Source organism: Nocardia sp. NPDC051570, assembly GCF_044454005.1.
Classification (GTDB): Bacteria; Actinomycetota; Actinomycetes; order Mycobacteriales; family Mycobacteriaceae; genus Nocardia.
In genome coordinates this window covers 198,992-212,937 of sequence record NZ_JBITDI010000010.1, presented here as the reverse complement: position 1 = coordinate 212,937, position 13,946 = coordinate 198,992, and the positions used below count along the sequence as shown (strand labels likewise).

The following is a 13,946-nucleotide window of genomic DNA, read 5'->3' as shown; positions in this document are numbered from 1 at the left end:
TGCATCACAGCTCAAGACCCATCCCTAGATCAAGTGAACGTTCCTGCGCCATTTGCTGGCGCATCTCCTGCATTCTGGACTCTCGACGAAGTGCTATCTCATCCAGCCCACGCTGTTGAAGCGTTCTTGTAATTGCGTCCTGTCCACGCGTCAGCTCCAAATCCCGCTCCTGCGAAATCTTCTCAAGGTCTCGCTCGTCGCTTTGACGAGCAAACTCCATAACGATGAGCTCGTCCTGGTCCAGCTCCACACCCTCCCACAGGTTTTGACGAAGATTCATTATCTCTTTTCGCTCTCGGGAAATTATATTCAATTCATTCAGGTCAAGTTGCTTCACAAGTTCGGTTCTCTTCTCTCTATCGCCTCGCAGAAGCTGATCCCGTTCAAGGTCCAGCGTTCTGCGCTCACGCGTATCAAGCACATGATGCTTCTCCTCAAGCTCACGAGCGTCAACCGACTCCGGATCATTCTCCAACCCCTGAGCCAAACGCACCCGCTCATTCTCAATACGAACAAGCTCCACCCGATCCAACTCAGCCGCACGCGCATCCAACTCCTGAACACGCTCAGGCAACTCCATTCCCCCACGCTCCAGCAACTGACCTCGCTCACGCTCGAGAATCACACGCTCACGCATATCAAGACCACGCTGCTTCTCCTCAAGCTCACGAGCCGCCAGATCAGTCTCAAGCCCTTGCGACAGACGCTCGCGCTCGTTTTCAATACGAACAAGCTCCACCCGATCCAACTCAGCCGCACGCGCATCCAATTCCAGAACACGCCCAGACAGCTCTACACCCCCACGCTCCAACTGAAGCCGATCTCGTTGCAGTTCAAGAATTAAACGTTCACGCTCGTCAAGCGCCTGTTCTTGCACGAGTTGCAGGTCGAGCTCACGCCCCTCCGCGAGGCAGGCCTGAGCTTCATCGAGTCGTATCCTTTCCCGCTCGTCCAGCGCTCGCTCGCGCGCGTCCAGGACTCCTTCGCGGAAGTCAAGCTCTCGGACCTTTTCCGACAGATCTCTGTTGGTCGCCCGATCGTAACGTTCGCGCTCTCGCCCGTCGCGCATTTCCTCTCGCTCGAGATTGGCCCGAGCCTGAATATCCAGATCCCGGGCTCGCTCCAGTATCGCTCGCTGTTCGGGGCTGACTTCGCTCCATTCTAGAATGTCGCGTTTCCCCTCACGCACGTCGAGCTGTCTCTCGAACTCGTCGCGTGCATGTTCTCGCGCGTCCAGCGTGCGCTCGAACTCATCCCGTTCCCCGGGATGCCATACCCGTTCCTGCTCTCTCAGAGCCCGCGCTTCTTTGCGAGCGTCACGGTCACTAAAAGCCTCGTTTCGTGTCCGGTCGCGCTCAGCGAGACTCATCCCTGCCCGATCGGCTGGGCTCGGCCTAGAGATGGAGGCTGGGTTATTATCAGCTGTTTGAACAACGTCGACCGAATATCTTACCTTCCCGTCCCCTCTGTCGGGCTGCCATTCTTTGACTTCTTCCCCACGCCCATAGGCGACTGCCTCTTCGTAACTCCCGACTAAGATTTCCCCTCTCCCTGTAACCCGCGTTGCCATAGCATCACGTTCGAGTTTCTCAGGATCACTCGCGGTCTTGGCGAGGTCGACGACCCTTGCAAGGAAATGCTCCAACGAATTGGGGTCGGACAGATATCCCGACCGCCCATCCTTACTTGGCACATATACAACACGCTCGTACTTATCTGAATTCTCCCTGACTTTTACTTCGATGTGCTTCACCGAGCCAGAAACATACGCTCGGAACAGTTCCGGATTAAAATCTGGAAGAGAAGTTGCCTCGTCAATCCGCTTTTGTATTTCCTCAAAAGCTTCCTCAACTCTCCCTCTGTAGTTTCTCTCGATTGCCTCGATCTTACGTCTATTAGTTACATGATCTCGGATGGCAGCTCGCCGGGCATACTCCGGAGAATCGCGCAGAACTCTTTCCTTAGCGCGCTCGACCTCCCACGCCACCTGACCTCTAACTTTGGGATAATGTCCGCGCGGTTCACCGGCCGCTTCCTTCATCCATTCCGGCCAATGCGAAGGAGGGTACACTCCCTCATATTCGGCGGGCATATTCTTAGGAACAGTCTTATCCCTCTTGGATGAGTTACATGACCCGCATGCGGGAACCAAGTTATCAGGCTCGAGATCGCCGCGGATTGAACGCGGCCATACATGGTCAACCGTTGTAGCATGGTTGACCCGACAGTACGAGCACATAGGCGGTTGCCTAGTAGTGTCCGCACCCCCTCCTGTATTGAAGGCTTTTTTAATCCCTTCCGGTATTTCTTTCCCGGCCCCTCGTCCACCAAAAGACCCACCCCCTCCCCACGGATGGGACTTTTCCGGTAGATCCCATATCGGTTCACCATTCGGGCCTGTGATATCTCTCCGAGGGGGGTGTATCTCGGCACCGGTTTGGCCCGGAGCCGGCAGGCGATGGTCGCTATCCTGATCGACCGATGAAGGGTAGTCACCGTCGCGAAGTGTGCGGTATTCGCTGTCCTGACCGAGTCTTCCCCGCTCCCAGTTAGCTATGTCGTTGGCGGCGCGATGCGCCTCGACATAGCTGGCGCCTGGATGGTCTACGAGATAGTTGTGTTCGGCAAGTTCGTGTTCCAGAAGTCGTATGTCGGAGTCGGTATGTCGTCCGGAGGTAAGGCGCTCCCAGGCTAGGGCGATATCGAGATTCGGCTCGAAGTGTGCCTTGATCAGGCCACCATCGGTTGCGTCGAGGAGATGCTCTTCGTGGAAGAGGTGATTCTTGACTACCTCGATATCGCCACGCGCATAGCGTGAGCCGTCTGGGCGTCGGAATCCTTGGAGATTCTCGGCAATTCGGTCGACGTCGTTCGCTTTGCGGATCGCTTCATAAGCCTCAGCGGCCAACGAATGCGACCGCGCCACGTCTCGGATCGATATCTCGGACCGGTGGGTTGCATGAGCGGCCTGCGAAGCAGTTTCGGCACTTGTCGCGTGCTCAGCTGAGTGGTCCCGGTTGTCATGCGGGTTAGCAGAGGGAATTTCGCCCCGCGTCTCTGGCCGGCTATCGGGCACCACGGACTTGTTGGCTTCAGCGATGCCATTGCCGAGTTCGCTGATGTGTTCCGGACGTGGCTGAGGGTGGCCCGATCCTGACGAAGAGCTCGGTTGCTCACGCGGCTCGTTATCCGAGTAGGCAACCTTCGGTGGCTCTGCTGAGGCGGGAGCTTCGATATTCGGGGGGCGCGCCGCGTCGTTGGGATCTAGATCTCGAAGGTCCCCTCGGTCGGCCAGGAGCCGTTCCGGCGATTCCCCCCTGCCCACATGAGCACGTTCACTGCCAGAGGGGCTGGCGGTTGATGAGCGAAGGTGTTCTTGTCGATCATCAGCTGGTAGTCCTCGGGCGGTTGCGGTGGTTCGGTCAGGCTCTGCGCCCGAACGTGGTATTCGATCGTGTTCGAATCCTCCTGAGTGCGCTGGATGTTCAGCCGCCACTGGGCCGGGTATATCTGACGACCCTGCACCGGCTGGCCTGTCCGGATCGCCTCGTCGTATCCCTCCCCGATCGTGAACGGATGCAGGCTCGAATGCGCGGTCACCACTCCGGTGTGCTTGTTCACCACGTAGTTCCCGAGGCCGATGTGCAGGCCCTCGGCCATCTGCTCCGGTGTCAGCTTCTCCTGGCACACCCATCCGTGCTGGAACTCGATCGCGTGGAACTGACGTGTAGGACCGAAGATCTGCGCCAGATAGTGCTCCAGTTGTTCCTCGGTCTGCAGTAGTGGCGGCACCGTATTGGTCTCCCTTGGGATCGACGATCATGAATTTCAGTTGTGCTGACCCGTCGATCAAACTGTGGGGCGGATAGTTCGAGAAGGTCGCCTGCTGCGGATCCCACCATACGGGCCCGGACGCATCGTGCGGATAAACGATGACGGTGGCATGCCCGCCACGAATCACGGGTGTTCCGTCTGCGTTATCAAGGAAGGTGCCGTTGGCATCTCGGGCATGCCACGTGTTGAGTACCAGGGCCGATGAGCCAGGACCACAGTGGCGCATCCACTCGTGCAGGGCTTGTGCTTGAGCGCCGACGGATCGGCCGACGTTGTAGTCCTGCCACTGCCCGCCGAGCCACGCTTGGGCACGCTCGTCACCTTCGCCAACCTCAACGGTGCTTCCATCGGGCAGGTATTCGGGCCAACGGGCAGCGGCGACCTGGGGCCGACCGTTGAACGAGGACAACGCCGCAAGTGAATTGTCCACGCAGTTGACGTTGCGGCCCACGTGCTCCGGCCCGCCGTCGTTGATCAAACGTCCATACGGGTTCGTGCGAGGATCCGCACCGACCAGGAACCGATTACCGTCGCGGAGCGCGTCCTCGACAGCATGCTGGTACTCGGCCATTTCGATCTCCTGCAGGTGACCCTCGGCGATCACCCGGGTCCCCGGCAGGCCGTCCAACGCCGCGGGCGTGTTGGCTTTGGCGATGTCATTGCTGAGCTGACGAATCTCCTGCGGATTCAGCTGGGCCTGATCAGACCTTGCCGGCAGACCCAGTTGCTCACGCAACTGCGACGCAATCGAGTCTGGATGCAATGGGCCGGAAGTGTCGTCGACGTGGATGTGCAGGTTCGCTGCCGAAGGATCCGATGTCGGTACGAGATCGACGAGCACCCAGTCGCCCGACAGCAGCCGGTGGCCGCGATTGAACGTCGAATCCGTTGCGAGCTGCGCATTTTCCCATGCGCGATGCCTCTGATCCGGAAGCATACGGTCGTCGTAGGTCATATGGACCTTGATGCTCACGACCGCAACCGATCGATCCGGTCCATCCGGATAGCGGCGGAAATCGTAGGCAGGCCCGGCGTGTGGCCCAGGTCCGCGATGCACCGGGGTGACGAGGCCGTTTTCCGGCGCCCGCAGACGGTATTGCTCACGTGCTTGCCGCGTCTGGTGCGCTTCCTGAATTTCGTTGTGCGACAGGGAGTGTGGGGTATTACCCCCATTGTGGGGCGCGGCCGGAAGCTGCTGTGGACGGGAGTGATCGGGCTCGTCGGCCCGAACCGATGGGCGCGGCTGGTCTGGTGTCGGGTTGTGTCCATCGAGTTGTGAAGCGTGCGGGTCCTGGTGTGGCGGTGGGGAATCGGGATGCACGTGTTGCGGAGGTGTCGACGGGGCCGATGAGCGATCCTCAGCGTTGTCCGGTGTTACTCGGTCGTTTCGTCGGTCTCCCGATCGATCCGCTTCAGCTCGGATTCGGTCCAGGCTTGCCGGATCTGGATCTGGTCGTCGGTGGCTGGGCGCCGCCCCTTCTTCTCCAGTTCGGCTCGGTAAGCGTCCGTCCGCTGGATCGCTTGTCGAAGGTCGATGCTCTGGCCGGTACTCCGGGCGGTGCCGAGGAGCCTCCGGGGGCGGGTCGAACTGACGAGGGGGATTGGACTCCGGGGCCCGATCTTCCGGGCGCGGCGACCAGAATGGTTGGGCTTGTTCCGTTGTGGGATGGCCGTTTTGGATGTCGTTCGGTGCGGCGATATGCGGGCTGCGCTCTGCCCGCGGGCCCGGCAGATGCGTAGGGACATCATGAGTGGCCGCGAAACTTGGATTGTCGAGATGAGCGAAGCGTGGATTGTAGATCGGATCGCCGACCTTGATAGACAAGTAATTTCGATTGCCGTCGACGATGATCTCTCGCGGCCAGATACGGTAGATCGTGTCAGCGGACAATCCACCGGGAGCGAGCACTTCCGTCTCTTTATGGCCGCCCTCCAACCCGATATCATGGAATGTGGGGTCGACGGCAATGCCGTATGGATGGTACACCTCGTGCATATAACGCACCTGCCGAAATGTGCCGTCCGGCAGCGGTTCCAGGCCGTCCGTGTCCCGAAGACCGCTAATGTTTCGAGTAATGGCATGCTCCGGACTCTGAGCGAACGAAACGAATCCGAAGTTCCCTTGCCGACCGGTATGCGCGGCGATGCTGAGGTTTTCGACGTCACGTGGCTCGAAGCCGGGGCCGAAGATCTCCGGCCCACGGGAATCCATGCGGAACAGCGCGTTCCTGGCCTCGAGATACGCGTCGTTCGCGCTGCGATCACGCCATATCGGCGAGAGACCGTCGCCCTCCTCATTTATCACGATCTTTCCCGCGTCAACCGGGCGGGTCACATCATGGAAGGCATCGGCGGGCATGGCTCGAGTAAGGTGGCGAGGCAATTCGGCATCGGGACATCCGGGGATGAATTCGTCTGGATCCTCACTGGAGTATCTACGACGTTCCGTTACATTGGTGAGCTGGTTGGCCACCACCTCGGTAAGGTAATCCTGGTGCAGGATATCGGGTGTCTCGTACCTATGCTCGACCAGGACTGTTGATTTTGTTATCCCCCACCGGCCGAACACCAACTTACCGTTCTCGAGATCGCGGACGATCTCATCGAACGTCATACGTGTTTCTTTGGCATACTGATCGATCGACCACCGCTGACTGTAATCCAGTTCGAGCCGCTGGGAATTCGGCTCGTGTGGGAACGATCCACGCGAGGCGCTCTCGCCCGGGCGGTGTATCTCATCCGGCCCGCGTAGCGGTCGATCGAAATCGCCTGCGCCAGGGCGGGTATCGACCGGCCTGTCCGAGGGGGATGTATGATCGGGTGCGGCCCGATGACCCGGATCCGGGTGATGCTGTTGCCCCGCGATGTCGGACGGTCCCGCCGGACGGCTGCCGCTTCTTTCGTCGGCCCGGCGCGGCGACTGTGCGTGCGTGCTCGTCTCGCGCGGGACGTGATCAGCGGGTGGCCGAGGCGCGGTACCACGTGGTTGCGACCCGACGGATGGGCGGTCGGGCGTGAGAGACGCGGGATTTTCCGGCCGGTGCGATCCACCGGATGTTTCGTGGGAGGGGGGTCGCCCTGTCGTCGCTGGTGTTGCGGCGGCGGGCCGGTGCACAGTGGCGCTCGGGTTCTCGCGTTCCGGCGATGTTGCCGTCGTCCGATCCGGTCTGTCGACGCCGCTCGCCGGGCGGACGTCGTCGGTGGCACGATACGCAGGCGGAGTTCGGTCGCTCGTCGGACGATCGCCGGACACGGTAGTCCCTTGCGGCGATGTCGAATCCGACGTTCGAGTGACAGAGCGGTCCGGCGCGGGGGATGAGGTCGCCGCACCGTGGGACGGCTGCCCGGCCGAGCCGGGATCGGATAGCGCCGGCCCCGATGTGGTGTTCTGCTGCGACGCAGGCGAAATCGAGCGAGGATCGCCCGAATGGCCCGAACTCGGCTGGCCATCGGTCCCACCGGAATGACTGGATCCGGCCGAATTCTGCGGCGGTTCAACCGAAGTACTCGAATCCGCAGCGGCTGCTGATGTCTGGGCGGGAACATCGTCGCCCCTGGGCGCTGCCGCATTGGCGGGTGCGGTGGTCTCGGAATGCGTCTCGACGGAGGCGGGCATGGCGTCGACCGGCCCCGAGCTCGTCGACACAGGTGCGATATCGGCTGTTTCAGGGGTCGCCGATCGCGGGGCCTTCGAGTCTATGGTCGGTGGTTGTTCTTGTCCCACATGAGAAGTGGCGCCGTCGGTCGACGCGGTATGCGCGGTCGACGCGGGTGCGGTCTCCGAGTGTGACGTTTCGACATGGGAACCGCCACTCGCATGCGTACTGTGACGGCTGAGCCCACCACCAGCGCCATCGAACAGATTGCTGGTATCGACATGACCACCCGAGGTGACCGCCGAGCCCGCGGCATTGCCGACGATATTGCCGGGCACCTCGGCCACCGCACGGCTCACCACACCGCCCAGCGAATTCGACTCCAGGACATCGCGACCCACGACACCGGCCACACCGTCCTGCATCTTGGCGCCGATCGGCCCCGCGATCGCTCCGGCCACCGCCCCTGCCTCGGCCGCCGAACCCACCGACCCCCAGTCGATTCCGTCCCGACGGTGACCTTCCGCGATCTCGATGCCCTGGGCCGCGAGATCGACACCACCGCCCATGGCCGAACCGACCATCGCGCCCGCCCCCAGCCGGAACGCCAGGCGCGCAGCGAGACGCTCGCCGAGGAACACCGTGCCCTTCTCCGCGAGCCGGACCAGCAGCTCTTGCGCCGCCTTGCGGATGACCAGCTTCACCGCGAACGCCGCCGCGGTGCCGGCGACGGTACCGATACCGGGAATGAAGGTGATGACCAGCGTGCCCAGCGAAATGTAGATCGTGAGCTTGGCATGCTCGATATCGGTGGCGCCGTGCTCGAGCTGCTTGGCGAAACTCTCACACACCGTGATCAGGTGTTCCAGATCGCCGTTATCGCCCCCGATATCCTTCCAATACGTCGACAACGCGGCGTGGGTCTGACCCTCGATCGCCGACAACGCCGAGTTCATGGCCTGATCGGCGGGCTCGCGCAACTGTTTCAGCGCCTCGGCCATATCCGACCAGTGACCGGCCGCACGCCGCATCGCGTCTTCATCGCCCTCGGGCCAGTGCCCCAGAACGAAATCCATCAGGAAGCCCGGAATAGGCGGGCGCCACAACGTCACGAGTGCGATCCCCCGCTACACCCGACGGTACTGCTCGGCGTTGTTCTGCTCCTGAGTCCGAACGGCAGTGGCCGCCCCGGTGATCTTGTCACCGGTCGCCTTCAGCTTGCCCGCCAAAATCCCCAGCGCCGCAAGGGCTTCCCCGACGCTGCCCGGACCCTCGCCCTGCGGATACTGCTGCTCGAACTGCTTACCGGGCTGATCACTTCCCCAGCACCTGTGCTCGGAATCGAGGCCGTGACGAAGCTTCTCGACAGCCGATTCCACATCGGCACCCAGTTCCGCGAACTTCGGCGCCACCGCGCGCAGTCGCTCCGGATCAGCCCAGAAGTTGGCCACGATCACACTCCCTCATCAGGTACAGCTCGTTCATCTACTTCGACGCCGGGCGCACGCGTCCGGTTCCACGAATTCAGAATCAGCTCACCGTGATTGCTACTGCGGCGTCGGGGGTTCGTCCGACAGTTGATGCTCCACTTGCCGCAGGCTCGGGGCGCCTGGGATCGTTTCGCTGAGGTCGGCTATTCCGTCGGCGACGGATTGCACCGGGGCCAGGAGCTCCTTGCGGGCCTTGGCGGCTGCCTCTACGGCGCCGCGGATCGTGGTGTTGAGTTCCTCGGTCAGCTGGGTCGGGGTGCTGCGGCGGTAGGCGTCTTCGGCGATGGATACCTCGAGGACCAGGCCGGTCGAATTCACTGTCACGCGTGCGAGATTGGTCGGCGAGGTGGCGCGCACCTTCATCTCGGCCAGCTTCTGGCTGATCGCGCTCAGTTGCTCGAGTTCTTGCTCATAGGCGGTGTGGAGGGCGTCCAATGCCGAATGGAGACCGGCGTTGGCCGATCGGATTTCGTCCCGCTCGCGGTTCTCCATATCGCTACGGTCCCTCGGCCCGCTCGGCTTCCGCCGCCAGCCGGATTCCCTCCTGGCGTTGCCTCCACCAATACGTCAGATCCTCGCCTACCAGCGTCAGTCCGGGCTCCTTGTCGGGGGGATTGAAGAACACGTGCACCCGATCCATCGGGCTTACCTGCTCGAGCACATCCCGGCCCGAAATATCCCGCCGCAACCAAGGATTCGTATCACGGGGCAACATGCCCGCCGAGGTGTAGACGTCCAACCACAGCTGATCGCCGTCGGGGCGGAACGGCCATCCGCGCTGTCCGTCCGGATCGTCCGCGCGCAACACGATGGTCAGCCTGCTCCGGGCGAGCGCGTCCAGGAATCTGCCGATGTTGGTGAATCCGGAGTTGGTCCGCCACATAACCAGTTCGAACTCGTTGGCGAACTCGACGCCCGCGTACTGGGGCGTAGGCACGAACTCCGGGTTGATCCAGCGGTCCACGAATTCGCCCTCGCCATTGGCCAATCGGCCGCCGATCACGTTGGCGTTGGTGAGCGCGGACTTGTCGGCGCTCGGATCCACGTAGTACATCCACTTATCGGGATTCTCTCGCGCCCAGACGAAGTCCGCTTCCTTCACCTGGGGAAGTACGAGGTCGCGGGGGTACGGGAAGTCGAATTCCTGGAGAGGGCGCGGTTCCCGGCTCATCGGTGACCTCCCGATTCGAGACCCTCATCACTCATTCGCCGATGCCAAAGCACTTCGAGACTCACCTTTCGGAACTGCTGCTTGCCACTCACGTTCGGATCCATCAAACCAGCCAGGAGTTGGGTGATCCGTAGCCCTCCGCTCTCGCCTCGTCCTCCTCCGTCCAGTCGGATGGCAGTACGTAATCCGCTCGGCCAGGTCTGCGGGCATCGGATCTCGGTTCGCGATGGTCGGCGCGGACGGGCTGAGCTGGCATATCAGGCTGCGGCTCCGGGTCGGGGCGGTCGTATTCGTCTCGCAGGGTGTCGAATACGGCTGTGCCCTCGCGGGTGGTGCGGGCGTCGGCCGTCAGGAACTGGTCGGTCACGGTGCGGGAGGCGGCTCGGTAATCGGCGAGGATGCGGTCCATCTCGGCTGCGTAGTCCATTACTTGCCCATTTCGATTTCGATCTTGACGCCGTCGTTGCGGGGCGGAGGCGGCGTGGTTTCGGAAACGGCTTGTGTCGGTACGTCTTTGGGCGTCGGCGGGATGGGAGCGCTCGGCTCGGCGTACAGGCTTCCCGCGGATGCCAATTCCGGCGCGCCCGGCGCGGGGAAGGGGGACTCTTCGGTGGCCGGCGGGGTGGTCCACAGCGGTTGGGGTGGCACGATTCCGCTGGAGCGGCGTTCGGGGTCCGGACTTCCTTTTCCGGCGGACGCACCGCCGGAGGGCATGCCACCACCCATCGGCATGCCGCCCATCGGCGCTCCGCTCTGGGTCGACACCGCCGAGTTGGGGTCGGTGAACGATGTCGGGGTCGCGGCGGCCTGAGGTGTTCTCGCCGAAGGGGTTCCGCTGTAGGACGCACCCGCGGCCGGGTGATCGACCGATGTGCCGGAGGCGATTCCGACGCCGAGGGAACGACCGAGCGGGCCGGATTCCTTGACCGCTCCGGCCGTGGTCGGCTCGGTCGACGGGTCCGGGTTCTCGGTGAAGAACGGTTTCCCGTCCTTGATACCCATCGAGTACTGGCGTGACTTGCCGTCCGGTCCGGTAACCGTTGCGGTGAGTGTCCCGTTCGGGGCCTGTGCCAGGGACAGCTTTCCGCCGGGGAGGTCCAGGCTCGCCAGCGTCTTCGACGCGGATGGATCGCCCACGCCCGGTGAATCCTTCACACCATTCATGTCGGCGATCGGTGACTCGGCGGCCGCGGCGTTGGTGGCGAGCCCGCTCAGACCCTGCTGAACCATGCCCTGCAGCTGACCGAGGCCCTGCTGCAGGGTTTGACCTGCCTGTCCGACCAGGCCGGACAATGCCTGTAACGGATTGGCTTGCGGTGCGGTCGGTGAGGTTGGGGTAGGAGTCGCCGGGGTGACCGAGGCCGGGGTGGTGGACGGCGGCGTACTCGGCTCGAAACTCGTTGTCCGCGTGGGTATGCCACTCGGGGATGGACTCGGTGCCGGTCCGGAGGGCGCGGGCTTGTCCTGCGGTTTGGGAAACGGAGTCGGGTCGTGGTTGTCGAGCAGATCCGTCACCGGCTTGTATGCCTGCCGGATGTAGTAGTCGGCCAGGGCGCACTGATGTACGAAGGCGGTGAACGCTTCCCGAACCGCCGGGCCGAAATGCTCGATCAGCCACTGTTTGCACGCATCGCGAAGCTTCTGGGAGCCGTCACTGCTGCCGACGCCGACATCGGTCATGTGAAACTGTTCGGCCGCACGCATATTCGTCTTGTCGAGCAGATAACCGAAGGTGGTGCTCTCGGCGGCCACCGTGATGATGTTGCTCACCGGATCCTCGCCACTGCCGAGGCGCATGGCATGCCCGGCGACCGGACACTGCGGGCTGTCGAACCCGGAGATGAAACCCGCCTTCTCCCTGACGATTTGGAGGAGAACGCCGGGCAGTCCCTGCAACGCCGCCGCGACCGACTGCAGATACTGGGTCTGCTGCTCGGCATGCGCATGGAATCCGGCCAGGTGGTCCTGCGCCGCCACGCCGCCGACGCCCTGCCACACTTCGGGCACCGCGCTTGCGACACCATTCAGATCACGAGTCGCGTCCTCGGCCGAAGGGTGTGCGTCGTTCGTCTTCGAGGCCTTCGTCAACGAATCGGCCAGCTTGGTCAGATTGCCAAGATCCATGCTGCGCTGCTGGTCGTACCATTTGAACTCCAGGCTCCGCATCACCGCGTCGGGATTCCCCGTCGTGACGATGGTTTCGCCGCCGACCTTCTCCTCGCCGAGCTGCAGCGGCGGTACGACGATACTGGCGAAATCCTCTAGCCCCAGCACCTGGTACACCCGGTGGTACCGGATCAGAGCCCGTTCGAACCATTGCAGTCCGGGGGCCGCCTGGTCGAGAAGGGTGTTGACATCCGAACCGGTCGTCTTCGGCTTCTCGTTCCAGATCGCCTGATCGCCCTTGCCACTGAAAGCGTTCTTGCCATCCTCTTGGAGAAAGCGCTCGAGATCGTGCCTCGCCTTATCAATGTCACCCTGATACGCCTGGTCATACGGCTTGGGATCCGTCACGCCCACCCTCCGCCCCCTCGATCCCGGTTCGATTCTGTTCATCGGTGGCGGTGGTCGCGGTCACCACCTGCCGCAACACATCGACCGTGGCACCGGAAGCCTCGGACCATGAATGCAATGTCGCCACGATCCCATCCACCCCCGCGGCCAGCTTCCGCCCCTGCTCCAGGTAGTCCTGCCCGGCATGCGACGGGTCGAAGCCGACCGCGGCGATCCGCGTCGCATGCTCCCGCATCGCCGCGGTCGCCGGTTCGATCGTCCGCGCCATTCCCAGCACGGACTCCGGAATGAACAGCACGGCCCCTCCTCGGTCTCTCTCCACCCAGCCCGACGATCATGGCAGACATGCCTACGCGCCTACGGATGGCTCCAATAGGTTCGACGCGGCAGCGTCGAGATCGGTTCCGTCGCGGCAGCACATCCTTGGCGGATATGCGATGACCCGCCACCTTGGGTAGCGGGTCATCGGCGTTGCGGCTTCGTCAGGCGAGGTGGATGTCGGTGGTGACCGATGTAGTGAAGGCGTCCCACTCATCTGGCGTGAAGAGAAGAGCCGGGCCGGTTGGGTTCTTGGAGTCGCGGACGCCCACATGACCGTCGGTGAGGAACGCGACCTCCACGCACTCCTTGCCTCCCGAGCTGCGGCTGCTCTTGAACCACTTCGCTCCAGAATGATCAACGCCCACGTCGGTACTCCTTCGCCAACTGCCTCAGCAGTAGCCTGCTGCTCACCTCATCCATCGCCGCGCGTCGAATGATGGCGGACACCAAGCGATATTGCTTCACATCACCCTCTCCTCGAAGGTACATGTCGCCGGTCAGATTCTCGACGTAAACGATCGTGGGGGCCGCCAATCCCTTTGGCTCATCGGCGAAGTCGAGGATGACGTAGGGTCCGGCCGGGATGCCGACAGGTAATCCGGCCGCGAAGGGCAGGATTCGAACGGTGATGTTGGGACGTGTGCTGAGGTCGGCCAGATGACTCAGCTGTGCCGCCATCACTGCAGGTCCGCCGACAATCGTTCGCAACACGGTCTCGTGCAGAACCAGAGTCACCGCCACCGGTCGACTCTTCCGGGTGATGATTCTCTGCCGACGAAGCTTCAGCTCGATACGACGTCTCTTGTCCTCCTCCGAGTCGTTCGGGAAGTAGATGCGATCGAGCGCCGCCGCATAGTCGCCGGTTTGGAACAGTCCGGGAACGACATGCGGCTGATAGATATCGAGAACGCGCGCCTCTGCTTCCAAACTCAGATACACATCGAATGAGCCGAGCATCACGTCCATGAAGCTGCGCCACCAGTTCTCCATGAGCGGCTGATGCAGCAGTCCGATCATCGC

General features: G+C 62.5%; 9 protein-coding genes. All 9 read right to left on the bottom strand.

All coding sequences use genetic code 11. The annotated features are described in order from the left end of the window. Window positions 1–4: 4 nt before the first annotated feature. Window positions 5–8,542 (bottom strand): toxin glutamine deamidase domain-containing protein, encoded by an 8,538-nt coding sequence (locus ACIA76_RS25535; RefSeq protein ID WP_397154819.1) that lies wholly within the window; start codon window positions 8,540–8,542, stop codon window positions 5–7. Between the two features lie 15 nt (window positions 8,543–8,557). After that, a complete protein-coding gene (locus ACIA76_RS25530) occupies window positions 8,558–8,881 on the bottom strand; it encodes a WXG100 family type VII secretion target (RefSeq protein WP_397154817.1) in 324 nt (107 codons plus the stop codon). A 96-nt stretch (window positions 8,882–8,977) separates the two neighbouring features. Beyond that, window positions 8,978–9,412 (bottom strand): YbaB/EbfC family nucleoid-associated protein, encoded by a 435-nt coding sequence (locus ACIA76_RS25525; protein WP_397154816.1) that lies wholly within the window; start codon window positions 9,410–9,412, stop codon window positions 8,978–8,980. A gap of 4 nt (window positions 9,413–9,416) precedes the next feature. Then, the gene (locus ACIA76_RS25520; RefSeq protein WP_397154814.1) at window positions 9,417–10,091 is read right to left on the bottom strand and encodes a hypothetical protein; all 675 of its coding nucleotides are present in this window, start codon (window positions 10,089–10,091) and stop codon (window positions 9,417–9,419) included. A gap of 103 nt (window positions 10,092–10,194) precedes the next feature. Then, window positions 10,195–10,518, bottom strand: a complete 324-nt coding sequence (locus ACIA76_RS25515) for a hypothetical protein (protein ID WP_397154812.1) — start codon at window positions 10,516–10,518, stop codon at window positions 10,195–10,197. Next, the gene (locus tag ACIA76_RS25510) at window positions 10,518–12,605 is read right to left on the bottom strand and encodes a hypothetical protein (RefSeq protein ID WP_397154810.1); all 2,088 of its coding nucleotides are present in this window, start codon (window positions 12,603–12,605) and stop codon (window positions 10,518–10,520) included. The genes ACIA76_RS25515 and ACIA76_RS25510 overlap by 1 nt, the downstream gene beginning before the upstream one ends. Continuing rightward, window positions 12,583–12,903 carry a hypothetical protein gene (locus ACIA76_RS25505; protein WP_397154808.1) on the bottom strand — a complete coding sequence of 107 codons (321 nt, stop codon included), beginning with the start codon at window positions 12,901–12,903 and terminating at the stop codon, window positions 12,583–12,585. The genes ACIA76_RS25510 and ACIA76_RS25505 overlap by 23 nt, the downstream gene beginning before the upstream one ends. Window positions 12,904–13,087: 184 nt before the next feature. Beyond that, window positions 13,088–13,291, bottom strand: a complete 204-nt coding sequence (locus ACIA76_RS25500; protein WP_397154807.1) for a DUF397 domain-containing protein — start codon at window positions 13,289–13,291, stop codon at window positions 13,088–13,090. Next, complete coding sequence (locus tag ACIA76_RS25495) at window positions 13,281–13,943, bottom strand: DUF5753 domain-containing protein (protein ID WP_397155077.1); 663 nt, start codon at window positions 13,941–13,943, stop codon at window positions 13,281–13,283. Before ACIA76_RS25495 ends, ACIA76_RS25500 begins: the two co-directional genes overlap by 11 nt. Between the last annotated feature and the right edge of the window lie 3 nt (window positions 13,944–13,946).